The 25,004-nt window shown below is 41.9% G+C and carries 21 protein-coding genes; 4 read left to right on the top strand and 17 right to left on the bottom strand.

Going from position 1 to position 25,004, the window contains the following annotated elements:
- Nucleotides 1-152 precede the first annotated feature (152 nt).
- Together QWZ17_RS25555 and QWZ17_RS25550 are read right to left on the bottom strand one after the other, a co-directional pair.
- Nucleotides 153-1,043 carry a helix-turn-helix domain-containing protein gene (locus tag QWZ17_RS25555; RefSeq protein ID WP_290308173.1) on the bottom strand — a complete coding sequence of 297 codons (891 nt, stop codon included), beginning with the start codon at nt 1,041-1,043 and terminating at the stop codon, nt 153-155.
- Between the two features lie 66 nt (nt 1,044-1,109).
- On the bottom strand, nt 1,110-1,928 hold the full coding sequence (locus QWZ17_RS25550) for an SDR family NAD(P)-dependent oxidoreductase (RefSeq protein WP_290308172.1): 819 nt from the start codon (nt 1,926-1,928) through the stop codon (nt 1,110-1,112).
- A 288-nt stretch (nt 1,929-2,216) separates the two neighbouring features.
- Between QWZ17_RS25550 and QWZ17_RS25545 the strand changes: the two genes are divergently transcribed.
- Together QWZ17_RS25545 and QWZ17_RS25540 are read left to right on the top strand one after the other, a co-directional pair.
- Entirely contained in the window at nt 2,217-2,882 is a 666-nt protein-coding gene (locus QWZ17_RS25545; RefSeq protein WP_290308171.1) for a hypothetical protein, read from the top strand.
- Between the two features lie 18 nt (nt 2,883-2,900).
- Nucleotides 2,901-3,614 carry a hypothetical protein gene (locus QWZ17_RS25540; protein WP_290308170.1) on the top strand — a complete coding sequence of 238 codons (714 nt, stop codon included), beginning with the start codon at nt 2,901-2,903 and terminating at the stop codon, nt 3,612-3,614.
- 210 nt (nt 3,615-3,824) lie between these two features.
- Here QWZ17_RS25540 and ppsA read toward each other — a convergent pair whose 3' ends face one another.
- Entirely contained in the window at nt 3,825-6,428 is a 2,604-nt protein-coding gene (ppsA, locus tag QWZ17_RS25535; protein WP_290308169.1) for a phosphoenolpyruvate synthase, read from the bottom strand.
- Nucleotides 6,429-6,698: 270 nt separating this feature from the next.
- Here ppsA and QWZ17_RS25530 point away from each other — a divergent pair, with 270 nt between their 5' ends.
- Nucleotides 6,699-7,367: a Type 1 glutamine amidotransferase-like domain-containing protein gene (locus tag QWZ17_RS25530; protein WP_290308168.1), complete on the top strand. Its 669-nt coding sequence runs from the start codon at nt 6,699-6,701 to the stop codon at nt 7,365-7,367.
- A gap of 460 nt (nt 7,368-7,827) precedes the next feature.
- Here the strand turns inward: QWZ17_RS25530 and QWZ17_RS25525 are convergent, their stop codons facing one another.
- Both QWZ17_RS25525 and QWZ17_RS25520 read right to left on the bottom strand, forming a co-directional pair.
- On the bottom strand, nt 7,828-8,850 hold the full coding sequence (locus tag QWZ17_RS25525; RefSeq protein ID WP_290308167.1) for an LLM class flavin-dependent oxidoreductase: 1,023 nt from the start codon (nt 8,848-8,850) through the stop codon (nt 7,828-7,830).
- A 116-nt stretch (nt 8,851-8,966) separates the two neighbouring features.
- Nucleotides 8,967-9,914, bottom strand: coding sequence for a proline dehydrogenase family protein (locus QWZ17_RS25520; RefSeq protein ID WP_290308166.1), 948 nt, complete (start codon nt 9,912-9,914; stop codon nt 8,967-8,969).
- Nucleotides 9,915-10,149: 235 nt separating this feature from the next.
- Between QWZ17_RS25520 and QWZ17_RS25515 the strand changes: the two genes are divergently transcribed.
- Nucleotides 10,150-10,866, top strand: a complete 717-nt coding sequence (locus QWZ17_RS25515) for a hypothetical protein (RefSeq protein WP_290308165.1) — start codon at nt 10,150-10,152, stop codon at nt 10,864-10,866.
- Nucleotides 10,867-11,102: 236 nt separating this feature from the next.
- Here QWZ17_RS25515 and QWZ17_RS25510 read toward each other — a convergent pair whose 3' ends face one another.
- From QWZ17_RS25510 to QWZ17_RS25455, 12 genes are all read right to left on the bottom strand, one after another.
- Entirely contained in the window at nt 11,103-12,419 is a 1,317-nt protein-coding gene (locus tag QWZ17_RS25510; protein ID WP_290308164.1) for a carbohydrate porin, read from the bottom strand.
- Nucleotides 12,420-12,533: 114 nt separating this feature from the next.
- A complete protein-coding gene (gene mgtA / locus QWZ17_RS25505; protein WP_290308163.1) occupies nt 12,534-15,221 on the bottom strand; it encodes a magnesium-translocating P-type ATPase in 2,688 nt (895 codons plus the stop codon).
- A 156-nt stretch (nt 15,222-15,377) separates the two neighbouring features.
- A complete protein-coding gene (locus QWZ17_RS25500; RefSeq protein ID WP_290308162.1) occupies nt 15,378-15,794 on the bottom strand; it encodes a Fur family transcriptional regulator in 417 nt (138 codons plus the stop codon).
- A 172-nt stretch (nt 15,795-15,966) separates the two neighbouring features.
- Nucleotides 15,967-16,878, bottom strand: a complete 912-nt coding sequence (locus QWZ17_RS25495) for a helix-turn-helix domain-containing protein (protein WP_290308161.1) — start codon at nt 16,876-16,878, stop codon at nt 15,967-15,969.
- A 34-nt stretch (nt 16,879-16,912) separates the two neighbouring features.
- Complete coding sequence (locus tag QWZ17_RS25490) at nt 16,913-17,410, bottom strand: hypothetical protein (RefSeq protein ID WP_290308160.1); 498 nt, start codon at nt 17,408-17,410, stop codon at nt 16,913-16,915.
- Between the two features lie 22 nt (nt 17,411-17,432).
- Nucleotides 17,433-17,873, bottom strand: a complete 441-nt coding sequence (locus QWZ17_RS25485; RefSeq protein WP_290308159.1) for a DUF2147 domain-containing protein — start codon at nt 17,871-17,873, stop codon at nt 17,433-17,435.
- Between the two features lie 40 nt (nt 17,874-17,913).
- Complete coding sequence (locus tag QWZ17_RS25480; RefSeq protein ID WP_290308158.1) at nt 17,914-18,729, bottom strand: oxidoreductase; 816 nt, start codon at nt 18,727-18,729, stop codon at nt 17,914-17,916.
- A 263-nt stretch (nt 18,730-18,992) separates the two neighbouring features.
- On the bottom strand, nt 18,993-20,027 hold the full coding sequence (locus tag QWZ17_RS25475; protein ID WP_290308157.1) for an AMP-binding protein: 1,035 nt from the start codon (nt 20,025-20,027) through the stop codon (nt 18,993-18,995).
- Nucleotides 20,028-20,086: 59 nt separating this feature from the next.
- On the bottom strand, nt 20,087-21,679 hold the full coding sequence (locus tag QWZ17_RS25470; protein ID WP_290308156.1) for a hybrid sensor histidine kinase/response regulator: 1,593 nt from the start codon (nt 21,677-21,679) through the stop codon (nt 20,087-20,089).
- Nucleotides 21,680-21,702: 23 nt separating this feature from the next.
- A complete protein-coding gene (locus QWZ17_RS25465; protein WP_290308155.1) occupies nt 21,703-22,944 on the bottom strand; it encodes a sensor histidine kinase in 1,242 nt (413 codons plus the stop codon).
- A 2-nt stretch (nt 22,945-22,946) separates the two neighbouring features.
- Complete coding sequence (locus QWZ17_RS25460; protein WP_290308154.1) at nt 22,947-23,306, bottom strand: hypothetical protein; 360 nt, start codon at nt 23,304-23,306, stop codon at nt 22,947-22,949.
- Nucleotides 23,307-23,777: 471 nt separating this feature from the next.
- Complete coding sequence (locus QWZ17_RS25455) at nt 23,778-24,932, bottom strand: DUF4062 domain-containing protein (protein ID WP_290308153.1); 1,155 nt, start codon at nt 24,930-24,932, stop codon at nt 23,778-23,780.
- Nucleotides 24,933-25,004: the final 72 nt, after the last annotated feature.

Here is a 25,004-nt window from a genome sequence, read left to right as displayed (position 1 = left end):
TTCTTAACACCCCCTGCACCCCCGGTATAACAATAACAATCTTTTGTTTTATGTTTCTTTTGTTAGACCAAAGGCAATGACGGTTTTTTATTAATTTTTTATTTTCGGGAACACCGGATTTTAACTCCGTACAATCTCCTCATGTCCCCCCCTCAATTAACCAATCCCTTTTTAAATTGGTTAGGACTAATGCCCGTTTCCTTTTTAAACAGCCTTGAAAAATACGGCAGGTTTTCAAAGCCGAGTTCGTAGGCTATTTCTGATACGCTTTGGCCATCGCCTTTAAGTCGGTTTTTGGCTTCGTTAACCAGGTAAATATGGATAAGTTCTATAGCGGTTTTACCAGTTTCCTGTTTTAGCATATCGCTCAGGTAGCGAGATGAAAGGCTGAGTTGCGATGCCAGGGCGTTAACCGTAGGCAGTCCCTGGGTAAGCAGCAAACCGTTTTTAAAATAGGCCGCTAAGGCATCATTGAACTTTGATACCGTTTTACCCGAAAGCTCGGCACGGTTAATAAACTGGCGTTTGTAAAAACGCTGCGAGTATTTGAGCATCGAATCAATATGCGTAAGCATAATATCCCTGCTGTACTCATCGGTATTGCTCCGGTATTCGGTATCTATTTTATAAAAAAGATCCCACATAATTTCTTCTTCCCGTGGCGAAAGATGCAGGGCTTCATTGGCCTCGTAATCAAAATACGCGTATTTATTAATCTCTGCGTGCAGGGGATGGCCGTTTAAAAAATCTTCATGAATAAATATCATAAAGGCATCTTCTTCAAATTCTACGCTTTTAAACTCAATGATTTGCCGGGGCTTAATAAACATCATGCTGCCATTATCATGATCGTACCTGGTACGACCGTACATGATAGCGCCCGATTTAAGCTTTTTAAAGCCGATCATATAAAAATCAGATGTAAATTCCCTACCGCCAAGGCTACAGGTATTGGTACATCTGTAAATACTGATGAGCGGGTTCTCGGGCATCGGGAAACCGTTTGCCCGGTGCATATCGGCTAAGTTTTTATAATGCTGCATAATGATACAAGTTACACAAATCTACGCCGAAATACGGCGTAGATGATGTCAACAGATTATAATAAATTATTTACCGTGGGCGGCAACCGCTACCTCGTTCCAGTTTGCCCATTCGGCAAAACGGCCATCGTAATTTTGTTTAACCCATGGTTGAGCTTGTTTGCCCAGGAAGAAACGCAACGGAGGATTTTCGGCGTCAATTAATTTCAACACGGCTGGCGTAGTAGCTTCCGGAACACCAAAGGCTTCGTCGGTTAAACCGGCCTGGAAAGCGGCGCGAACACCATCATACTCGGTCATTGCAACCGTTTGCGCGGCAGATGCACCTGCCCAGTCAGTTGCAAAACCGTTTGGTTCAACTAGGGTAACTTTAATGCCAAAGCCTTTTACTTCGGTGGCTAATGTTTCGCTTAAACCTTCTACGGCAAACTTAGATGCATTGTATAAACCCAATACTGGTATGGTAATAAGGCCTAACACGCTTGACAGCTGAATGATATGACCATGTCCCTGTTCGCGCATTACGGGCAATACCGCTTGTGATAGCCATAACAAACCAAAAAAGTTAGTTTCCATTTGGGCACGGGCTTCCTGCTCTGAGGTTTCCTCCACGGTGCCAAACAAACCGTAACCGGCATTATTGATCAGTACATCAATGCTGCCGAAGTGTTGTTTTGCTTTGGCTACGGCTGCAAAGTCGGCGGCGCGATCGTTAACGTCTAATTGCAGGGGTAAAATATTGTTGCCGTATTTGCCTACCAGGTCGTCAAGGCTGCTCAAGTCGCGGGCTGTAGCTACTACTTTATCGCCTCTTTGCAATAATGCTTCGGCCCATAATTTACCGAAGCCACGTGAGGCACCGGTAATAAAAATTGTTTTGCTCATTGTTTTAATTTTAAATGTTGAAACAAAAGTATGGCGAGTATCCCAGCCAGAGTTATACAGAAGTAGGGAACACTGATACATTTTTACCAAAGGGATGATAATTGGTAATGGGATTGTCATGATGAGGGGAAAGCAGAGGATTGCTAAAACGATAGGAGATTTAATTAAGAAGCCTATATAAGTAAGTTTAGTTGAATCTGCTTCATTTTTTTCAAAACCGCCGATTTATTTTATTAGAATTGTGATTAACTATTTTTTTTGTATATTGCTGATACCTAAACCAGTAACATGCAAACAAAACCTTCGCCTCCTCCTAACGAAATGGTGTTATCCTACCGCCAAATCAGGCGCGCGGTGGGAATTTTGGGGTTAGTATTAGCCCCGGGATTGATACTCATTAATTACTTTTTTGGGCATTGCACCCAGATACAAGATTCCATCAGTCACTATTATTATACGGTTGCCGGAACCTTATTGGTGGGCATACTATGTGCAGTCGGCTTGTTTTTGTACACCTACAGGGGCGTTAACAAATGGGACCGGTGGGCGAGCAATTTCGCGGCCATCTGTGCATTCGGCGTTGCTTTTTCGCCCTGCAACATGTCGCCCGCTTGCCTCAAATGCGATGTGCTTCACTATTTGGATAATAGCTTCAGAAATGGCGTACACTTAGGTTCGGCCGTTAGTCTCTTTGTTACCCAAGCTTTAATGTCACTCTTTTTATTCACAAAAACCGACAAAGAACACCCGGGGCCGCGCAAAAGAGCACGAAATATGATTTACCGTACCTGCGGGATAGTTATGCTAATAGCAATGGTTGGGATGCTGGGATTATTAAATGCCGATTTTCAAAAATTAATGGGCCGCACAGCTCTTTTTATACTGGAAACAATTACCCTATCAGCGTTTGGTATTTCATGGCTGGTTAAAGGTGAAACCCTATTAAAAGATTAAAAGATTCAAAAAACGATCATGGCTAAACAAGACAGCGTAGAAGAAAAACTGATTACCTCATTTAACGACCAGTTTGCAACAAATCAAAATCATGCACAGGTTATATTCATCCAGTTCATGTCAGCCATTTTGGCCGTATTAATCGGTTACGGCTATGTTTACGCAAATACGTTATCAAGCGCATATCTTTTTAACGCACAAAAAAATGATGATAAGCTGATCAGTTTTTCTATCGCCCATTTATTCGGAGCGTTTTTTATTGCCGAACTGATTCTAACCATGCTGGCCACGGTGATTCTCAATACCGGTTATGGTTTCAGGCGCGATCAGTTAGTCATCTATAATATCCGGCAAAAATACATGCAATATCGGTATCGGAGCATATTCGGAAAAGCTTCTTTCAATCCCCGGAACAAAACCCTGATAGATTTTTTGCCAGAATTTAGCAGAAGCTTTTTTTTAGGCATCCTAACTTTACAGATTCTTTTGCTGATATCCTTTCATTATGCTATCTATAACCTTGTTTGTTACCCCTCATTTGGCTACTGGAATATCGGCACTAATTTGGTTTTCCTAAGTCCGTTAATATGGACATTATTCGTTTTTCAAAACTCTTTTAAGAAGTATTATTGGATAATGACTGATACCCACGATTACTGGCTACCAAGATATAGGAAATACCATAAAATGTGCAAAGCCATCGAAAAAGCAGAATCACACAACTCTATTTAATAAAACCCATTCTACATTTTGGCTAAAGCCATCTTGTTGAAGACATTTGCCGCCCTGTAAATGCAGTGGCAATTAATTTTTAAGAGGCTTTGAGATCATTTTTTATTTGTTGCCATTATGCTTCAAATAACCACCCGGAGCAAAAATTTAAAAAAGTGGCTTTAGCTCTAATCCTCCAGTTTTAAGCTTCGAAAGCGATCTTCCCTTGGCTTAATCACCCAAAAACTCCACCCACCCATCTGTCCCGTTTACCCTGATCCTTTGCCCGTCTTTAATCAGCGTAGTGGCATTTTCTACACCTACAACAGCAGGTAAGCCATATTCACGGGCAACCACCGCGCCATGAGTCATGAGGCCGCCAACTTCGGTTATGAGGCCTTTGATAGATACAAACAGGGGCGTCCAGCTGGGGTCGGTAAATTTGGTTACCAGGATATCGCCCTCTGTTATATCGGCATCTTCCATGTTCAGGATAACCCTTGCCCGCCCCTCTGTAATGCCCGAAGATACAGGCAGGCCAATGATAGCCCCCGCAGGCAAATTTTCCCGTTTGTATGTACCGGATATAATTTCACCATCAGAGGTGATGACGCGTGGAGGTGTTAGTTTTTCATTTAACCGATGTTGTTCTTTTCGTGTGCTTATAAGTTGATAGTCCAGTTTGTTTGCGCGCACTACTTCGCTAAGCTCTTCAAACGTGAGGTAATAGATATCTTCCTTTTCGGCTATAAGGCCGGCTTGTACCAGCTTCGCGGCTTCTGCCAATAAAGCCTGTTTGTAAATAAAATACCGGTTAACCATGCCGTATTTAGGGTATTCGCGATAACCAATAAAATTCCGTAGCAGGCTTATCTTTTGTTCTGTTTCCACGGCTTTTTGATCGCCTCCGGGCAATATTCTTAACCGCTCCAATAGTTCCTGCTCTTTTCTGAGGGCTTCCCGTAATCCATGCTCAAATTTTTGCCTGCCTGCACCATGTTCAAAGTTTCTGATATTGGTGAGTATTATAGGGATCAGTGTGCCGGGCTTTTCGCTCCAGCGGGTTTTGGTAATGTCAATTTCGCCGGCGCAGCGCATGCCATATTTTCGAAGGTAGTTGAGGATAGCGTTTCGGGTTTCCCGGCCGCCCTCAAACGCTGGCAGCTTATCTAAAAAGTTATCATCTTTTACCCCTTGTAAATAATCAATTACAGCCGGGTAAGGCCTAATCACATCGGCCACATCCAGCAGTGCCAACCCCATCTGCGAAGTAATATTGTTTTGCACCGATTGCGAAAGCGTATCCGCGGCGTTTTTTTCGCCCAACCAATCGTTCATTTTTTCATTGATCCATGCCGAAGCATCTATGGCAGCCATAAACACAGCCGAACTTTGCGGATCAAACAAATGCTGTTTTAATTGACCGATATCTTCCAGGATAAAATCAAACAGAGCGTTGCCCGACTTCCCTTGAATGTTTTGTTTTAATCCGGCAACCGACCGCTCATTTTTGTCTATCAAACCGGCCACTATCGCCGGGTCGTTTTCAATCTGCTGCTGTGGAATTGATAACGGATTGCCTTTAGCAACACCTTGAGGGGTATTTATTTCTTGTTTTATAAAATCGCCCCGATCTAAAATTATAGTCAACGCGTCTTTTATCAAGGGATCATGCTGCCCCATGGCATTTATAAACGCCCTGCCCCCGGCCGAAGCCAACTGTTGGGTAACATCTACAAACAACCTGCCGCCTGCAATAAACATTGGTCTAAAAGCGGTTAACTGCCATAATGATAAGCCTAAAGGCTTCATGGCATCCGTCATCATTTGTTGGTGGCCAACAGATATATAAACATGGTTTTCCTGGTCGGCAGCCGTAGGTATAGGGTATAAGGTGGTAATCGGCCGGCTTTGTACAATATAAAAAGTATTGCCAGCCAGGCACCATTCAATATCCTGCGGACAACCAAAATGCGCTTCGATCTTTCTGCCAATAAGCTCAAGCTGCAAAATTTGCGCGTTGGTAAGGGCCTGGTTTTGCTGCCGCGCGGGTTCAATCTCCTGTTGTTTGGTACCGCCATCTTCAAGGGGGTAAATAGCCAGCTTTTTGGCAGATATTTTTTTATCGATAATAACACCCCCGCGAACTTTGTAATTATCGGCGTTTACCAGTCCCGAAACCAAAGCCTCGCCAAGACCGAAGCCGGCATCAATAGAAAGTATTTTTCTGTTGGAGTTAACCGGGTGTGCCGTAAACATAATACCAGCCACATCCGCAAAAACCATCTTTTGGATCACTACAGACAGGTACACTTTACCATGATCAAAACCGTTTTGCAACCGATAAATTACCGCCCTATCTGTAAACAGCGAAGCCCAGCATTTGCCGATCGCGTTCAGTATAGCTTTTTTGCCGATAACATTCAGGTAAGTATCCTGCTGCCCGGCGAAGGATGCTGTTGGCAAATCCTCCGCCGTAGCGCTTGAGCGTACCGCGTAGGCGTTGCTTTCACCAAGTTGTTTTAAGTGTTGTGAGATACTATTATCAATAGCTTCGGGGATCACAATAGCTTCAATCAGCTTCCGGATTTTCGCACTGGTTTCGGCAATGGCTTTCCTGTCGTCTGCTTTCAAAACAGTTAGTTCATTTAGCAGTGAAGCAAGCGTGGGGTTATTGGCAACAACTTCTTTGTAGGCTTCGGTGGTAAGGCAAAACCCATCGGGAACCTGTATCGCTTCTATCCGGGATAATTCGCCCAGATTAGCCCCTTTACCGCCAACTATTGGCAGTTTTGTTTTATCGATCTCCTGGAAACCAAGTACGTAAGGCCTCATATTTTCCCCTGTTTTTTGATATACTTATAGCCAAATATATTCATGGTTTTACGTCCAAAATCCATTTTCAAACTATATTTTTTCGGGCGAACTATATCTTGATTTTTTGCGTTTACCAATTATAAGCAGTCAGTTAACCGGTGATATTCCTCACCTTGTAGCTGGTCGCAAAACGCCTCCATATTGCCGCTATCGCCCCGCATATCCTTCCTTTGTTCGTTTTAATTTTGTACAGGTTATATTTATTTTCACCTATCAAATAAAAACACCATGAAGCTTTTGCTCACCTCGGCCGGTATCAGTAACCCAAGTATCCATAACGCGCTGGTTGAGCTGTTGGGCAAACCGATCGCCCAAGCGAATGCCCTCTTTATCCCTACCGCCATATATGGTATAACGGGAGGCGCGGAGATAGCTCAAAAAGTAATTTGCGGTACCTTAGGCGACCCTTTCTGTCAACTGGGTTGGAAATCATTAGGAATACTGGAACTAACAGCGCTTCCCTCCATCAAACAAGAACTCTGGCTTAATATGCTGCAACAGACCGACGCCTTATTAGTTGGCGGAGGCGATTGCCAGTATTTAACCTACTGGATGCAGCAATCGGGCGTGGCAGATCTATTGCCCTCGCTGCTCAACAAAATAGTTTACGTAGGCCTAAGTGCAGGCAGCATGATCATGACCCAATTTGGCACCACTTATGGCAACCATACGTTACCGCCCGAAACGCCGAAATCATTAAACCTCGTTGATTTTGCAATCCACCCGCACCTGGATTATGAGGGCTTCCCCAATAACACCATGGCCAATATTCAAAAACTGGCCGCTACCCTACCGATGCCCTCCTATGCTATTGACGATCAAACCGCCATCAAAGTAGTTGATAATATTATTGAAGTTATATCTGAGGGTAACTGGCGGTTGTTTGAGGGAAGTTAACTTTAGCACCGACCACAGGCTTAAAAAATATATAAAAGCCGTCATTGCTGTAAGGTACGAAGCAATTGACGCTTTGTAGTTTAAACAAACGTTGGTTTCGAACGTGGGCGAAGACTCACCCGGCGAGGCTACGCCCGCCACCCTCTCTTCACCTACGGTGGAAAGAGGGGTTTGAACGCTGATTACTAAGGATATCCAAATAAAATACAAACTTTTCAAACCCCTCTTTCCGGCAAAGCCGAAGAGAGGGTGCCGTCCGCCAAAGGCGGGCTGGCGGGTGAGTCTTCGCCGCCATGTGATCTACGTCATTCACACTTTCAACGCGTCCGAGGTTTTATATTTACAGTGATGACGTTGGGGATATAATAGCTTTATTTGTTCGTTTTCAAAAATTCCCTAAAAAGCACAAAAAAGCCCGACGAAAATCGCCAGGCTTAATCCATCTACCTCACAAAATCAATTATTTCCAGCCCAATCCAGGTGCTACGTGTTTTAATATGGCTTCCAGTACATGCACATTGTAATCAACACCCAATGTATTAGGTATGGTTAAAAGCACGGTGTCTGCTTCCTGTATGGCTTCGTCCTGCGCCAGTTCTTTAATCAGTTGATCTGGCTCGGCGGCGTAGCTTCGGCCAAATATGGCGCGTTTGTCTGCTTCAATGTAACCGAATTTATCAGACTGGCCCGATTCCCTTCCAAACAAATACCTGTCTTCATCGTTCACCAACGCGAATATCGATCTGCTTACCGATACCCTCGGCTCGCGTTTGTGCCCTGCTTTTTTCCAGGCTTCCTTGTATAGCCTGATCTGCTCGGCCTGCTGCACGTGAAAAGGCTTGCCGTTTTCATCAAACTTAAGGGTGGAGCTTTGCAGGTGCATTCCGTTTTCGGCCGCCCAAACCGCGGTGGCGTTTGATGCCGCGCCCCACCAGATCCGTTCGCGCAAGCCTGCCGAGTGCGGCTCTAAACGGAGCAATCCCGGCGGATTAGGGAACATTGGGTATGGGTTAGGCGTGGCAAAGCCTTCGCCTTTCAGCTTATCTAAAAATTGTAATGCCTTATTGCGGCCCATGTCGGCATCAGTTTCACCCTCCGCCGGCTCATAGCCAAAGTAACGCCAGCCATCAATCACCTGTTCCGGCGATCCCCTGCTAATGCCCAGTTGTAAGCGGTGGCCCGAAATCAGGTCGGCAGCCCCGGCATCCTCCACCATATACAGCGGGTTTTCATAACGCATGTCAATTACCCCGGTACCTATTTCAATTTTACTGGTTTTGGCACCAATGGCCGATAGCAATGGAAACGGCGAAGCCAGTTGCGACGCGAAATGATGCACCCTAAAGTACGCGCCATCTACACCAAGCTCCTCGGCAGCCACAGCCAGATCTATCGACTGTAAGAGTGTATCGCTTGCCGTGCGGGCTTTATATGAAGGATGATTGGCCCAATGTCCAAACGATAAAAATCCTATCTTTTTCATAAATTTTTGAGGCTTTCAATTAGCCTATACAAAGGTAAATGATCGGGATAATAAATATACATGTTTAAACATTTATTTTAAGAATATGTTATTGCGACGACAAAAAGCACTACCAATCAATCCTGTTTCAAAACATCTATTAAAAACCGGAACAGGTTATCGGGATATTCGGCTATGCGGTTGCATAAATATAAATACCATTCCCTACCATATACAATGTACTGGCGACAGGGATAACCGCTTGCCTGCAGGCTTTTAAGCAATTCTTCCTGTATGCCGTAAAGCATCTCAAACTCGTACAATTCGGCAGGTGTTTCATGCAGCTTTAGCAGCTCTTTAACCGCGCTGTGAATTTTATCGTGATGTGAAGCGATAGCGCATTTACGATTGTTTATCAGCAACAACTCAACCAGTTGCAGGTACCGGGCATCAAGCGCGTCGCCACGTTGAAGAATCAAATCTTCGGGTGCCGCGAAAGCGCCTTTTACCAACCTTATTCTACCTTGTGTGTTATTTATAAGATTTTCCAAATCGCCCATACTGCGGTGTAAATAAGCCTGTACCGTTATACCAAGTTGCGGGTACAGTGGCGAAGCTTTACTAAAAATATCCAGCACATCGTTGGTCCGTTCTACCCCCTCGGCACTGATGATCAGCTCAATTGGGGTGTTTTTTGTAGCCTCGGCCAATTGCAACAAATTGGTAAAAGCCAGCTCCAGACTGACGGATAAACCAATATGCGATAAATCCAATGCAACAAACGACGAAAGTTTATCTGCCTTAATAGTTTCAATTAGTTCAAGAAACTCGGTTGTAGCCTCATTGGCTTCGGCGGCAGATGCCACACTTTCGCCCATAAATTCAACAGCTACGGGGATGCCGCTGCTATTGGTTTGCTTTACGGTGGCAATAACTTCGGCCAGGTTTTGCCCCCCAATGTAACGCCGGGCACCTTTTAATAAAAGATTGAACAATACCGGATTATTTAGTACGTAATTTTTGGCTGTAATATTGAGCGCGGCTTTTTTCAGCTCATGCCCGGCCTGGTATTTAAGATTGCTCATGTTAGTGTTTTGTTTATGATAGATATGGAAAGATTTAAGGTTTGTTACGCTATCGTAATCCGCGGCAAGCGTAGGTATTATCCGCAACAAAAACAATGATTTTTATGCTTTATGACATGGCGATGGAAGTGTTTTTTTGTTGAATAAATAACTTCCAATATGATATTAGCATGTTATACAAGGTTTGATATCTTATGCTTACATATTTATATTTGTACAGCAAAATATCCTTATCATGCCAAACGCCCGTAGCACCATCCTCTTTTTTACCATCATTATTTTATCCGGACTTTCTGCTTATAACGCATACGCCCAATATCCCGGGATGGCCGCATTCAGAGCACAGCAAAATCAACAATTGATGACCCAGCAAATGCAGCTAATGCAAATGAACATGTATGGAAATTGGCGAAAAAATGCAGGGCAAGGGCAAGGATATATCGTGACACTAAAGGACGGTCAAAGAAAAACAATCAAGTCATACATGTTTTTGGATACCGTTTTGCATAAGAATTTCCTGGTATTTGTAGATAAAAAATTCCCAAAAGCAGATAGCGCGCATCGTTTTCAGAAAATTTATCCGGATCAAACGTCAAACATAGCTGCATTGGTAACAGATGCTCAGGGTAATGAAGAAGCGAAATACGGCTTACCATCTGATAGCGGATGGACTGTAAAAGTAATGACAGGCGCCATAAATATTTATGCCAAAAGCGGCAACTATCTTAAGGTAGTTAGCTTCCCCGCATTTAGCGCACCTAAAATGGGCTTTGTCGATGCCGAAATAATTGGCATACAACTGAATGATGGCCCCATCGAAAAATTATCAAAAGAAAACGTGTTGAAAATTGTTACCGGTAACGCCAAGGCTACCGAGTATGTCGAAAAAAAGGGACTGTATGAGGCCGTGAAAAGATACAATAATGACGCAGAGAAGGCGGCGGGAAGATAGATTGATTGGCAGTATTCTTCACCGCAACATACCGAAACCACGTTGTTAGAGACAACATCAACAAAAGGCAATTTTTCTTACTCAGGCATACTGGTAATATTATTACGGGCATAAATAATAAAAGTGCGATGGAGTTACACTTCATCGCACTTTTTTGGGTTTTATAGCTGCGTAAAAGTAAATCTATTAAAACATTTTGAAGGAGTTTTGCATGTTATAAAGCGAATATTTCGCAATTAAAACGCCACATGCGCCCTCACACCAAACACGTTTACCGGTCCACGGTCGGCGTTATAAGCCGGATGCAGAATAAACTGATAATCTGGTGATAACCAAAGTTTCTTTTGATAAGCATTAATCTTGTAATAAAACTCCGCGATCATTTCCGGGGAATAATTAAGCTTACCATCGCCAATGATAAAGCCATAACCTCCGGCCGCCAGGTAGTCGCGGTGTTCAGGAGATAGGCCGTTAACCACAAACGCTAAAGCTACTTCATCATCTTTGCGGTGCCAGGATGTACCATTCAACCTTCCCCCAAAGCTTAATGAACGGTCAATCTCGGTAAAATACCAGGTTTCGGTATGCCCGTCGTTCCAGCTGGCTTTAGCAAACACACCAAAATCTTTGGTTAAGTATTGATCTGCGTTTATGCCGAAACCATATTTGTGGCGGCCGTAACGCTGGGTAGTATCAACCACCGGGGCCGCAGGATAAAGTTGCAGCGCTTCCCGGTAACTACCCATTTTGCCATTATTTAAAAAACTCATCAAACGCAAAGTACCCGCCTGGCCTGCTATGCTATAACGTTTTTCAAACTCGATGGTCTGTGTGTTGGCTTTAGCAATCTTCGCGTCCCAGGTAGATGAGTTTGCTTGCGTTACACTCATCGTCAATGCAAATCGCAAAGTCCAGGTAGGTTGTCCCAACGCTGTGTATAAACCCAAAACATATCCGCGGGTATTGGCCGGATAATCCCATGCACCATTATCCATCAATGACCAATTCATGAATTGAACGCGTGGATCATGGCTGAATTGATTACCGTCGAAAAAATCGGCCATGCCAAATTTGCCGGCAGTAACAGAAAAATATCTTTTACTCTGTAATCCTGCCGGTTGGTTATTATCGTCGGTGAGGGTATCTTTTTCTTTTCCCCATTGAAACATCTGGGTAAGGTATAAGCGTGCGATATAGATTGATGGCGCTACGCTATTTACCCGGAATGTTTCACCGTTAGGGAAACCTGCTATCCCCTCTGTTTTGCTTAAACCAGAGCCGCCAGACAATTCGGGATTAAAAACAGCTGTAGCGCCTGGCCATAAGCGCGCTGCACCATAAAAAGTAGAAGTGATTGACGATTGTGTTTCTGCAGATGGCGACAGGCTGTTTTTCCCGGAGTAGGCCGCATTAAAAGCAGGCTTATTTTGGGTGATGACGGTTTGTTGAAAATGAAAGCTGAAGCGCTGCTGTTTTACGGTATCCTGCGCAAAGGCATTAGCACCGAAGATTAAACATAATATTGCCAATATGGAAAGTGTATACAGTTTCATGATAAAATTTATTTTTTTGAAATCGTTTTTTCAATTTGTTGATGAAGTAATCTATTAACTCAGGGGCGCAGGCTGTGCCTATACCAACGATTTGCCCGCGCCGGTGTGCCGGTTTTACAGCCAGTGATGAAATTTATTGATGAACCAATTTTTGATAAATTGTGTAAACACACAATACATTATCAAAATGGTAAACAACCACGGAAAATAACTTAGCGACAAAGGCTGCATTTTAAGCACAGATGCCAGCGGCGAAAAAGGCAACGCTATACCTGCCAACATAATGAGCGATGTTAATGCCACTACGGGAGCCGCCGCCCAACTTTGTATAAAAGGCACCTTGCGGGTACGTATCATGTGTACTATCAGGGTTTGCGATAGCAGCCCTTCAATAAACCAACCGCTTTGAAAAACACTTTGATGCGCGGTTGAATTTGCTTTAAATACAAACCACATTACCGCAAACGTGGCATAATCAAATATGGAACTGATTGGCCCTATGTAAACCATAAACTTACTGATGCCGCTTGCATCCCATTTCTGGGGTTTTTCGATAAACTCGCTATCCATTGTATCCCATGGAATAGATATTTGCGAAATATCGTACAATAAGTTCTGCACCAATATTTGTATAGGCAGCATGGGCAAAAAGGGCAGTAAAACACTGGCACCAAGCATACTAAACATATTGCCAAAATTGCTGCTGGCGGTCATTTTGATATACTTAATAATATTGCCGAATGTACGGCGGCCATATATTACGCCCTTGCGCAATACCATCAGATCTTTTTCCAGCAGAATGATATCAGCGCTTTCTTTAGCAATATCAACTGCTGTATCAACCGAGATGCCTACATCGGCATCCCGTAACGCGGCAGCGTCATTAATACCATCGCCCATAAAACCAACAGTATGCCCCTTTTCCTGTAATAGCTTTACCACCCGTGCTTTTTGCAAGGGGCTAAGTTTTGCAAGGATATTAACAGCATCTATCTTTACCTTCAACACATCGTCACTCATGTTTTCCAGGTCCTTCCCCATTAATATCTCGTTAACAGGGATACCCACATCGTTACATATCTTTTTGGTTACTATCTCGTTATCGCCAGTCAATACCTTAATTTGCACTCCCAGGTTGTGTAATGCCTGTATAGCGGGTTTGGCAGATGGTTTTGCCGGGTCAAGGAAGCCTACAAAACCGGTAAGTATCATGTCTTTTTCATCCTCTACCGAATATGTTAAAGGGCGTTCATCAAACTCTTTTACCGCAACCAGCAATACACGCAAACCTTCCTCATTCAATTTCTTCGATTGATGTAACACGGTTTTGCGCATTTGCTCATCCATTGGAATAAGTTTGTCACCGGCAATTTGTAACTTGTTATCTTCTCCCGGATCGAATGCCCAGGTACACAGGTCAAGCATTTCCTCAACCGCGCCTTTGCAAATTAACAGGTGCTTATCACCTTTCTCCCGAAGAATAACAGACATTCGCCTGCGCTGAAAATCAAATGGGATCTCATCTATCTTCTCGTAGTTTTCGCCCTCGTGCAGGCAGGCATGTTCATGTACATGCTCCAATACGGCAATATCCAACAAGTTTTTTAATCCGGTTTGGTGATAGCTGTTGAGGTATGCCCATTTCATTACTTCATTATCTTCCGCACCAAACACATTCAAATGTCTTTCCAGCACAATCTTATCCATTGTTAGAGTACCGGTTTTATCCGTACACAAAACATCCATCGCACCGATATTTTGAATCGCGTTCAATCGTTTTACAACAACTTTGCGCTTTGACATATTCACCGCGCCTTTTGCAAGGTTGGCGGTAACTATCATGGGCAACATTTCTGGCGTTAACCCTACCGCTATAGACAAGCCGAACAAGAAGGCTTCGAGCCAGTTGTGTTTGGTAAAACCGTTAAGCAGCATCACGGCGGGTACCATCACCAGCATGAAACGGATAAGCAGCCAGCTTACACTATTAACACCTTTATCAAAACTGGTTTCGGCCCGTTTGCCTACCAGCGACTTAGATAATGAACCGAAATACGTTTTATCGCCCGTATTCACTATTACCGCGGTTGCGCTACCGCTCACCACGTTTGTACCCATAAAACAGCTATTGTTAAGCTCCAGAACGGATATTTTTTCGGGCGAAGGGTTTGCATCTGCTATTTTTTCGGCTGGTACCGATTCTCCGGTTAACATAGCCTGGCTTACAAACAGGTCTTTTGATTGCAGGACGCGTATATCTGCCGGAATCATGTCACCTGCGGCCAATTGAATAATATCACCGGGTACCAGTTCTTTTATATCAATCTCTTGCTTATCCTCGCCGTATCGTACAACGGTGGCAGTAGTTTTAACCATAGATTTAAGCTTTTCTGCTGCCTGGTTACTGCGATATTCCTGAATGAACCGTAATAGTACACTTAATGTAACCATAATACAGATAATGGCCACCGTAGAAAAATCCCTATCAGCAGGAGCCTGGATTACCACATCTGTAATTATTGAAATTGCCGCTAATACAACTAATACGCCAATAAAGGGGTTGACAAAGGCCTGTAGCAATTGAATGTACCAGCCGGGGGCTTTCTCGTGCGATACCTCATTTGCACCATGAATGAGGAAGCGTGAACGTGCCTCCGCTTTACTCAAACCTTGCTCACGCGTATCCAATAAACCAAAGCATTGTGTTTTGCAGGCACCGGCGATATTTTTGAGTTGAAGTTCTGCCGCCTGGTTAAGCCCTTTGTATTGAGGGCTGTTGTTGATGTTTTTTCTTTTAAGCATAAATGTAGCGTTGCCCCGTCGGGCCAGCTTAAAAGAGGTAGCCCGTCAGGAGATGTTGATTAAATAATGTTGATTACTACTTGGACCAGTATCCATTTTATTGTTTTTTAATGGCGCAAAGGTGGGAAAGAAAACAATGCAACGCAATTGCATTGTTCAGGGTTTACATTTGTCGCAATATCCTTTTACAACAAGGTTCATTTCGGAGTAACCAAACCCTTCAGGCAGGTCTATCTGAGGTAATTTTGAATTGGGAAGGCAGTAAGTTTCATGGCAACCGTTACAATAAAAATGAACATGCAGGTCATTGTGCTCTTCAGGACCGCAAGTATCATCGCAAAGGGCATACTTATGCGTGCCAGTACCATCATCAATGAGGTGTACAAGTCCCTTTTCTTCGAAAGTTTTAAGCGTACGATAAATGGTAATCCGATCTGCGGGCTGTATAGCCTTTTCTATATCGTTAAGACTAATAGCTGCCTTACGTTTTAACAGAAAATTTAACACCAACAACCGCATAGCCGTTGGTTTTATGTGATGATGGTGTAAGTGTTGTTCAGTGTTTATTGCCATGCCCGCCAATGAAACGCAAAACTACCACCTTGAATTTTGATTAAAGAAATTTATTAACAGAATAAAAAAACGGTTGTTTGAACCTGGCTTTTCAAAAAAGGTTCGCAATTTGCAAACCTTTTTGCCTGCGGGGTGAATCGAAATCTATAGCGCATTGGTTTATTATATATTATCAATTGAGGGAGCGATATTCATTCGGCGTTTGTCCAACCCGCTGCTTAAATAGTCGGGAGAAATATTGCGGATATTCGAACCCAAGTGAAAAAGCTAACTCACCGATAGATTTGTTGGAACTCAATAAAAGACTTTTTGCTTCTTCAATCAAATAATAATGAATACGGTCCTGCGCATTCATCCCTGTTTCTCTTTTAAGCAGATCACTGAGATAGTTGGCGGATAAATGCATCCTATCTGCCAGGAATTTTACCGTTGGCAAGCCTTTTTTGCTAAGCAGGGGCGATTGTATGTAATCTAATAACTCGCTCTCAACCTTTGACAGTATATCCTTATTCGCATGCTTCCTGGTTATAAATTGGCGATCGTAATACCGTGTACAATAATTAAGCAACAATTCAATATTGGAAACTATTAATGTTTGGCTGTGCTTATCAATATTTTCAAACAATTCAGTATCTACCTTCTGCACAATGTCAAATAACACGGTCTTTTCTTTTTCCGAAAGATGAAGCGCTTCGTTGATTTCATAAGAGAAAAAGGAATAATCCTTTATTAATTTGCCTAATGATGTACCCCTGATCAAATCGGGGTGAAAAAATAAGCCCCATCCAGAAATATCCACCTTTTTTTGCAAAGGCTCATCCAATGCTATAACCTGCCGTGGAGCAATACAAATTAAACTGCCCTCATTAAAATCATAAGATTGCTGCCCGTATTTCATTTGGTTAATGCAAAAATTCTTGAACATAACGGAATAAAAACCTAAAGTCAATTTCATTCCTGAGTAGAATTGCTCTTCATATTTGGAGAAATCCACAACTGCTACTAAGGGGTGTTTTACTTTTGAATCGGGAAGCATTTTATGCATCTCTGAAATAGTTTCTATATGTATAATGTTATTGATCATCTATCTAAATTTAGAAAATAGTTCTCATTGCCTGCTATTTTAATATCTCTAAAATCACTTTGTAATAGATCTCAGCCCTTTCCTGGGAAAAGTAATCAACCATCAAACCTGAGATGGCAAATAATGATAAGCCAATACCCCAGCCTTGCCATGACGGGCTTTTTAACAACCAGAATATAAGTAGTGTAAGTGAAAAACATACTGTTGCCACCACCTTTGAAATGGTGTACATGTATTGAAAGCTTTCTACGCGTTTTTTTTCGGATTGAATAAACTCCGATTGATTATGACTAAACTTTTGCTTGAAAACCGGCAACCTGTTTTGATTTGAAACATACATTGAGCCGCCTAATAAAACATACACAAAACCTGCGATAATTAGGGGAATGATGAGTGCTTTTGCATTTGGTGTTTCGCCAAATTTCCAGAATATAAGCCCCAATAAAATAATGAAGACACCGAACACAAAGATCAAAATACCCTCAAAAACCTCACCCTTAATCCATGCAGATGTACTATTAAAGAAATTCATAGTCAAACTTATTAATACACAGTTACTGATTGTAGCGATGAAATGTAGCGGTTTGACCAAACATAGATACGCCCATATACCCGCGCAGATTTAGCTTGCCGTTTTTGATCCAAACCTTGCATTTATAAGTATCTCCTGATGGAGGATTATAGATTTTACCGCCAGTAAATTCCTCTCCATCCCACTTTAGGCCGGTTACACTTACAATGCCGATGATGCTTCTTGAACGTAGTTTTTCGTCCGGGTTTTTGGCATCTTTTTTTGAAGTTTTGCCGTCGCTTTCTACAATTTTATTACCCCATAACAATTTTGCCTGGTACTCATTGCCCAATTTGAAGAACTCTAACCGAACATCTTTCTTATCAGATTCCCATGTGCCTGCTATAGCATTTTCGGCAGTTTGTGCTTTAACTGTAGTGGCAAAAGCGATTACTAATGCAATAGCTATTTTTAAGATTTTCATTTACTTGTTTTTAAACGTTATTTAATTTGCTTTGATGCTATTACATTTGACTCATAACGATTCTGTCAAATAGCCTGTCTCCCAGGTAGGTCCTCATCCAAACCATAGGTTTGGCAAACTTTCCAACCCTGTAACGTGTTTTCGGATTTTTACTACTTACTATTTTATTTACAGTATCAGCAATTACCGAAGGTTTCGAGGAACCGTTTCCCTGCGCGGCTTTTTTTGTACCCTCTATGATTTTATCCATCATGCCTGTGTAGGCGCTTTGCTTTGAAACTTTTGAAAAGTTGCCAATCAAAACAGATCCAAATTCGGTGGCAATAAAGCCGGGCTCCAATATCACCACCTTGATATTGAATTGCTTTAACTCTAATCGCATACAATCGCTCAAACCTTCCACGGCATGTTTGCTTGCATGGTACCATGCCCCCATCGGGAAGTACATTTTACCACCCATTGAAGAAGTGTTAATAATTAATCCGGATTTTGCTTTACGCATGTAGGGAACTACCATTTGCGATACCGCAGCAATTCCGAAAACATTTACCTCCATCTGTTTTCTTGCCTCAGCTAACGATACATCCTCTACCGAACCATAAAGACCATAGCCCGCGTTGTTCCAAAGCACATCTATCTTACCCTCTTCTTTGATAATGGTATTAATTACCTTCCGTATGTCGTTTTCACTTGTTACATCCATTTGCATTGGATAACCACCCAATGCCTTTAAATCCTGCATTTGGTCAATTCTTCGTGCAACTGTATAAACAGTATGACCCTCCCGGATGAGTTTCTTAGCAGTTTCCTTACCCATCCCAGAACTTGCACCAATTATTAAAATTATTTTTTTCATTTTGTTACTATTTCAAATTGATAGTACAAATGTCTGAAGGATAAGAGGGCCGGTGTTAACACAAATACTGGATAGTTGTACACTAATTCTCTTTTGTGACTGTAATTAAAGCGCAGAAGCCATTGATAGGTTTGGAGTGCAGAAAAACAAAAAACCTTGCTACTTTATTGCAGCAAGGTTTTTAATTTTTACGGTAAAGCCGGATACTACCGAACTTTTTTCTTGCGGGGTTGTTGGTGACAACGGAAATAATTAAGTAATAATCAATCAAAATAAATGTCCCTGGGGCGTTCATGAGCTGGCAGCATTTGCCTGATTTGTTTTTTTACATCGGTACGTTGGTGCTCGCCATCTTCAAAAAGGGTTAAAGAAACCTGTATCATGAGGTCGTTGCCTGTTGCTTTGGCGCTGATGTGGCATTCCTGAACATTTGCCAGTTTTTTTATACTTAAAGCAACCTGATCCAGGTTTACCAGCCGCCCTGCTATTTTCACCTGTTTATCTTTTCGACCGGTGATAGTAAAATGCCCCTGGTCATCTATCCGGATATCATCCATAAGTTTAAAAACGCGGTCCGTTTCCATATCTCTTATCTCGCCATCAGTCGCTAATGCCCAATAAGGGAAAAATTGAAAGCTATCGTCCCAGTGATTCCGGTAAGCCACACCCGAAGTTTCGGTAGCCCCGTACAGCTCAGTAAGCTTAATTCCTTTTGAATTGATGCTCCGATATAAATCTGAATATAATGGAGCCGCAGCCGATACGCCAAGCACTTGCACAGCCATATCTGGCAAACTATTGATTAATAACTGCCAGTTAAACGGAGTAGCAACTATCAGGGCGTTCGCCGGTAACCGCGTCCAATCCACCTGAGAGGGGTAGCATAAAGGCGCTTGTAACAATTTAGGCAAACCCACCGTTAGTAAAAACCCGTAAATTGAATAACCTGGTACATAAGGGATAATGCACGTAGCCTCTTGGAAAAGCGTTTTTAAGAATGCTATCTCCCTTTGGAGGTGAGCCATGGTATGCCGAATAACTTTGGTTTGCCCGGAAGTTCCGGATGTGTTAAAACACAAAATTTCATCGGCACGTTGCCGGGTTTTTAAAACCATTTCAACCCAATCATCAACTTTGGCAGATGATAACAGGTAGGGTGGCTCATTAACTGCAAACAGGTTAAATAACGAGTTTACCTCGGCGGCCAACCCCATCAACTCAATAGAATCTAAACCCAAATCGTGTTTCCAATCGGCACCAATTATTTGGTAAAGGGCTGCATCGCCTGTGAAGGGCATACCCCTAACCTTTAGCGATAAATCTAAAATAATTTGCTTAACCGACTGATAATCCCACATTACACAGCTGCCGGTAGTATAATGGTAAACTCCGCGCCATTATGGTTCGCTACAGTAATTGTGCCTTCATGTGCTTCTATAAACTGTTTAGCAATAGCCAGGCCCAGCCCGGTGCCGTTACCTTTACCTACAGTTACAAAAGCATCAAACAAATTTTCAATGATACTTGCCGGAATGCCGGGGCCGTTATCTTTAACTTTGATCACCACATCACTACCCACCTTATTTGCTAAAAGTTCAATTGAAGGGCTCTCTACTTTAAGCGCGGTCATGGCTTCGCAAGCGTTGTTCATCAGGTTCATTATCACCCGCTTAAGCTTGCTGCTATCTCCCTGTACAAATAAATCGGGCACTACCTGCTCACTTATGGATATCTGATTAAAACCGGGTGTATGGTTAGCCAAAGTGACACTATCGTTAATCAGTTGGTTTACAGATATGCGCTGGGCTTTTAGTGGGGTATCTCTTATAAAATCTAAAAAGTCGTCAAAAATTTCCGAAGCCTGCTCACCACTTTCATCAATCATATCTAACCAGGAACTGTTGAAACCTTCATCGCGTATGGCGCCAGTAAGCAGCGGAATATTTTTAATGGGTACGCGCAGGTCATGCATTAACATGCTCAGTGCTTTACCAACAACGGCCAGCTTTTCTTCTCGCGCGATTACTTCGTGTAATTGTGCGTTCTTGATGGCTTTAGCGGCACTTTGCACAAATAATTTCAGCAGGTAAATCTTTTCAGTTTTAAGGAACTGGTTAGCGGTAAGTGCTGCAAAAATATAATAGTCTTCAATTTTGATAAACACCAGTTCATCAACTTGTACCACCTCCTCTTCTTCGGTAATATCAGTTGAGGCAATGATGGCCGACAGGCGCTCTACATTGATCTTTTTTTCTACCGAGCCTACCGATCCGATAGAGAAGAGCTGCTGATATGTTTTAGAAGTAAGCAGTTTGCCCAATACAGCCATATCACTACCAATGTACATAGCCAGCTGATCTAATATATTTTGAAGTAATGGGTCAAGCTGCGTTTTTGACATATTGATATTGGAAATCACCGTGATTAGTTTTTCCAGGTTACGCAGCTTATTATAGTCGTTAACACCTTTGGTGGCTAATTGCAAGATCTCCTCAGAAGCATAGGGTTTACAGTGATAACCCACGTTTTGCCCAACCTTGTTAAATATCTCCTCGATGGATTTATCGCTAAAGGCGGTAATGATGATAATTTCGGCTTTGGGATCAGCCTCCTTGATATACATTGCCGTTTCCAGGCCGTCCCAGCCCGGCATCCGCATATCTAAAAATATTACTGCATAAGGTTTACCTGCCGCTACAGCGGCCTTAATTTTTTGCAAACCCTCCATACCGCTACTGGCTTTATCTACACTAAATACCGGTATGGTGCTGTTATTAACCGGGGTAAGAATCCTTTCTTCAGGTTCTTCCTCATCGTCAAAAAGAATACTCGAAGCATTAGTGATCATTTCATTGGCATAAGCCCGCTTAGGTACCAATATATCTTCGATATTATCCCTAACAACTTCTTCGTCGTCAATAATGAGCACTCTTGTGTTAATATTTTCCATAGGTTGATATACGCTTTAAAGGCTTATATATTAAAAATCACAACAGATGTAGCACCCTGGCCTACACCGGCGCTGGTGAGATAGATTTGGCCGTTATGGCCTTCAATAATATTTTTGCAGTTGGCCAGGCCAAGTCCTGTCCCTTCTGCTTTGGTAGTGTAGCCCCTGGTAAATAATTTTGCCCCGGTTGCCTCGTCAAATCCCCGGCCATTATCCTGGATAATTACCTTCACACTGGTTTTTCCCCGGCCCACAGCTACGTTGATTTCTTTAGCCTGTTCAGGGTTTTCCAGTTGTACAACGGAATCGGCAGCGTTCTTTAACAGGTTCAAAAAAACCTGCATCAGTTTGGTTCTATCGCCTTTAATCTGCACCATATCGCTGGATATCTGCAGGCCTAAATTTATCCCCCGTTTTTCAAACGAATTAGCCAGCATAGAAACCGAATCATTAATCAGGTCGCGCACGCTAACGGTAGCACGCTCAATATAATGCCCTTTAACATATTGCCGTTGTATATTTAAGATCTCCTGGATATGTGAAATGATCTTCATTTGGTCGGTAACAGAATTTCTCACTTCTGTTAAGTTACTTTCCTGATTAGTGATCACACCATCCAGTAATTCGGCTATAGCTTTACTTTTTTTTTCGCCAAGTGCGCCCGCCAACGCAACCTGGTTCTTTTCAACAAATGTTTTTAAACTTTGCAGCGTAGTAATATCATTCTTTTGTTCGATAGACCGCTTAATTTTAGTAATGTAGGAACCAAACCCTACCACGGCGTTACCAATATCATGCAATAGCCCCGATGCGATCTCGAACTTGTTAAGCTGTTCAATCGCCTTATCCTCTATCATTTGGTTTAGTTCTTTCTCCTTATGATAAAGCTCCGTAACGTCGTCAAACACGTAAGTAAATTGGTCCTCGTCCAGCTTTTCTACTGTAAACAAAAAACACAGATCGGTGTCTGAGCCATTCGCATGTGTAACAGGTATTTCCTGCCTTACTTGTTTGATTACATTGCCATTGGCGGGTACAAACTGTTGGGCGGCGGCAAGTACTTGGGGCGCTATCACACTCAAAAGGTGGTTAATGTTGTTACCCTTTAATTTATGAATATGAAACAAAGGCATTAATAACTGAATGCTTTTAGCATTCATAGCTGTAATCCCTCCATCTTTAGTTGCTTCTACCAACCCCATGGGGATCTGGTAAATGATGGAAAGCATCTTTTGTACCTGGCTCTCGGCCGAAATAGCGCTCAATTTTATGCGTTTTTAGCCAGCAGGTATTGATTGCCTTTACTGCCTTTAATGAGGCGCAGCTCAACCGGGGTAGGCAAAGTGATATAGGTGAACATGTAAGGCATAATTTCGTCCAAACTGTCACTTTTGTATTTCTCCGCTACCATAAAGTTATTGGTACATGGCGCCACCTGTGTAAAAAAATGCTTACCCCTGGCGTTTTCTTTAGATACGCCAGATAAATCCGATTGACCTTTGCTGTAGTTAGTCACTACCCCGTCGTAATTCATTTTTACTACCCCAAATGGCAGGTTATCATAGTCTTTTTCTGAACTGGTTTCAAGCCATTCTGGTAATGACGGGTCATTAAAGGTTAAATTCATGACAGTTTTTTTTCGATTTTAACATAAAATTATCACTTGCGTTTCGGTGTTTATTTTGAGTTTTAAAGAAAATATCATTTTGGGAATTTTCCAAAGGGTAGATTTAAAAAAAGCACAACTAAAAAGAATAAGCAAGCTGAATTTACAATCTTGTGAAAATAACGGGAGATGATAACAGAAGCTTTAACGCTTTTGGAAACGCTTAAAATATAAACGTAACCGCCTATCGGATAACGTTTTGAAAAAACCGGGACATTCGTACTGGACGACACATTTGATAAAAAAACAAAAGCCTGCAATTATTTGATTGACAGGCTTTTAATATTTTGATATTGGTATCAGCGGGGTGAACGGGAGTCTATTAGGACACTTGGAAGGTATTTTGGATGTAATTAAAAATATTTTGAAAACGATGTAACGAGTTAGATATGGTTAATTAATAGTTGAGAACAAATCGGATACTGTTTTTTATTATTTACCTGCCTGCTCTTCAAACGCAAATTGCCGCAAAGCTCCAACAAAATCAGTTAATTCAGAAGATAGTTGCATGGCTTGTGTAATATTAAAATCCTTCATCACATTTCTTGTATTTTGAATAGTTGAACTACCAAACCTCATGACGTAAATCTCTTTGTCGATAAAGCCTTCATGCCATCTATATAATTTTTCGTCAACCCCAGCAGTAATCCAAGCCTCGATAGAAGGATTAGCGCCAAATATTTGGACATTTTCCATAATTATATTTTCTTCAAGCTGACTTATGCTATCCCTGAAAGTTAATAATTGTTCTGAGCTTTTTGCATCGGTATCAACAAGGACTAATACCTTGTCAAAAGCTCTTGAAAATGGAAGTATATATTCATTAAATGTCTGTAAGATTCTATATTTACTATAAGCAGGTATTATAATAAACTCACCTTTAATTTTCGATTTACGGATGAGATTTTGAACAACAATACGATCAATTTCTCCTTCTACAATCACGCAAATCTTTTTACTAAGATGTTTTTTACTAATTGTGGTTTTCAGTTTTTGTTTGTCAAACTCGTTAATATAAACAACAAGCTTTTCTTCGAAGTCTACTATATTATTAAAGGGAATGATCCAGTTATTCCTTTTCTGTTTAGTTATCCAATCAATAAGGTCAAACAATTCATTTTTTTCAGCGTATGATGGTCTAAAGGTTTTTAAATACTGGTTGTGGCGTCTTGTTTCCTTTTCATCCATTGTTCTTTGACGAGCAAATGTGATAACATTTTTATTCAAAGCATACGCTCTCTGCAACTCACACCATGTTATACTTAATTTATTAATAGGGATTTCCAGATCTTCTTTTAGCCTCTCTCCTTTGTTATCTTTGCCTGTGACGGAGAATTTTAATGGTTTGTTGTTTGCCAACATTTCCCCTGCATAATTACCGCCATATCTTTTGTCTAAGACACATACCAGTGTGTCGCAATCTTCGACTGCCAAAAGACATTGGTCATGTGAATGCAAATCAACTTTTGCTGGAAATGTTGGGCTTTCGTGATAAATTACTTCATGCTTTTGCTTAGTTAAAATGTCAACTATCTTAGCTCTGATATCCCCTAAATCATAAGCCGTTGAGCTTAAAAATATCTTCATAATTATGATAAGGCTTATTTAAATATTTACAAAGTCTGCCAATTGCACGCTAAAGCAGTTTGATAAAAATAA

The sequence above is a fragment of the Mucilaginibacter flavus genome, from assembly GCF_030409315.1.
Lineage (GTDB): Bacteria > Bacteroidota > Bacteroidia > Sphingobacteriales > Sphingobacteriaceae > Mucilaginibacter > Mucilaginibacter flavus.
The sequence above is the reverse complement of the archived record's forward strand: the minus strand, read 5'-3'. Positions and strand labels throughout refer to the sequence as shown.

Excerpts from the sequence above, each read along its gene's own strand:
- QWZ17_RS25555 (WP_290308173.1), bottom strand. The coding sequence starts at position 1,043 with ATGCAGCATTATAAAAACTTAGCCGATATGCACCGGGCAAACGGTTTC.
- QWZ17_RS25550 (WP_290308172.1), bottom strand. The coding sequence starts at position 1,928 with ATGAGCAAAACAATTTTTATTACCGGTGCCTCACGTGGCTTCGGTAAA.
- QWZ17_RS25545 (WP_290308171.1), top strand. The coding sequence starts at position 2,217 with ATGCAAACAAAACCTTCGCCTCCTCCTAACGAAATGGTGTTATCCTAC.
- QWZ17_RS25540 (WP_290308170.1), top strand. The coding sequence starts at position 2,901 with ATGGCTAAACAAGACAGCGTAGAAGAAAAACTGATTACCTCATTTAAC.
- ppsA (WP_290308169.1), bottom strand. The coding sequence starts at position 6,428 with ATGAGGCCTTACGTACTTGGTTTCCAGGAGATCGATAAAACAAAACTG.
- QWZ17_RS25530 (WP_290308168.1), top strand. The coding sequence starts at position 6,699 with ATGAAGCTTTTGCTCACCTCGGCCGGTATCAGTAACCCAAGTATCCAT.
- QWZ17_RS25525 (WP_290308167.1), bottom strand. The coding sequence starts at position 8,850 with ATGAAAAAGATAGGATTTTTATCGTTTGGACATTGGGCCAATCATCCT.
- QWZ17_RS25520 (WP_290308166.1), bottom strand. The coding sequence starts at position 9,914 with ATGAGCAATCTTAAATACCAGGCCGGGCATGAGCTGAAAAAAGCCGCG.
- QWZ17_RS25515 (WP_290308165.1), top strand. The coding sequence starts at position 10,150 with ATGCCAAACGCCCGTAGCACCATCCTCTTTTTTACCATCATTATTTTA.
- QWZ17_RS25510 (WP_290308164.1), bottom strand. The coding sequence starts at position 12,419 with ATGAAACTGTATACACTTTCCATATTGGCAATATTATGTTTAATCTTC.
- mgtA (WP_290308163.1), bottom strand. The coding sequence starts at position 15,221 with ATGCTTAAAAGAAAAAACATCAACAACAGCCCTCAATACAAAGGGCTT.
- QWZ17_RS25500 (WP_290308162.1), bottom strand. The coding sequence starts at position 15,794 with ATGGCAATAAACACTGAACAACACTTACACCATCATCACATAAAACCA.
- QWZ17_RS25495 (WP_290308161.1), bottom strand. The coding sequence starts at position 16,878 with ATGATCAATAACATTATACATATAGAAACTATTTCAGAGATGCATAAA.
- QWZ17_RS25490 (WP_290308160.1), bottom strand. The coding sequence starts at position 17,410 with ATGAATTTCTTTAATAGTACATCTGCATGGATTAAGGGTGAGGTTTTT.
- QWZ17_RS25485 (WP_290308159.1), bottom strand. The coding sequence starts at position 17,873 with ATGAAAATCTTAAAAATAGCTATTGCATTAGTAATCGCTTTTGCCACT.
- QWZ17_RS25480 (WP_290308158.1), bottom strand. The coding sequence starts at position 18,729 with ATGAAAAAAATAATTTTAATAATTGGTGCAAGTTCTGGGATGGGTAAG.
- QWZ17_RS25475 (WP_290308157.1), bottom strand. The coding sequence starts at position 20,027 with ATGCCCTTCACAGGCGATGCAGCCCTTTACCAAATAATTGGTGCCGAT.
- QWZ17_RS25470 (WP_290308156.1), bottom strand. The coding sequence starts at position 21,679 with ATGGAAAATATTAACACAAGAGTGCTCATTATTGACGACGAAGAAGTT.
- QWZ17_RS25460 (WP_290308154.1), bottom strand. The coding sequence starts at position 23,306 with ATGAATTTAACCTTTAATGACCCGTCATTACCAGAATGGCTTGAAACC.
- QWZ17_RS25455 (WP_290308153.1), bottom strand. The coding sequence starts at position 24,932 with ATGAAGATATTTTTAAGCTCAACGGCTTATGATTTAGGGGATATCAGA.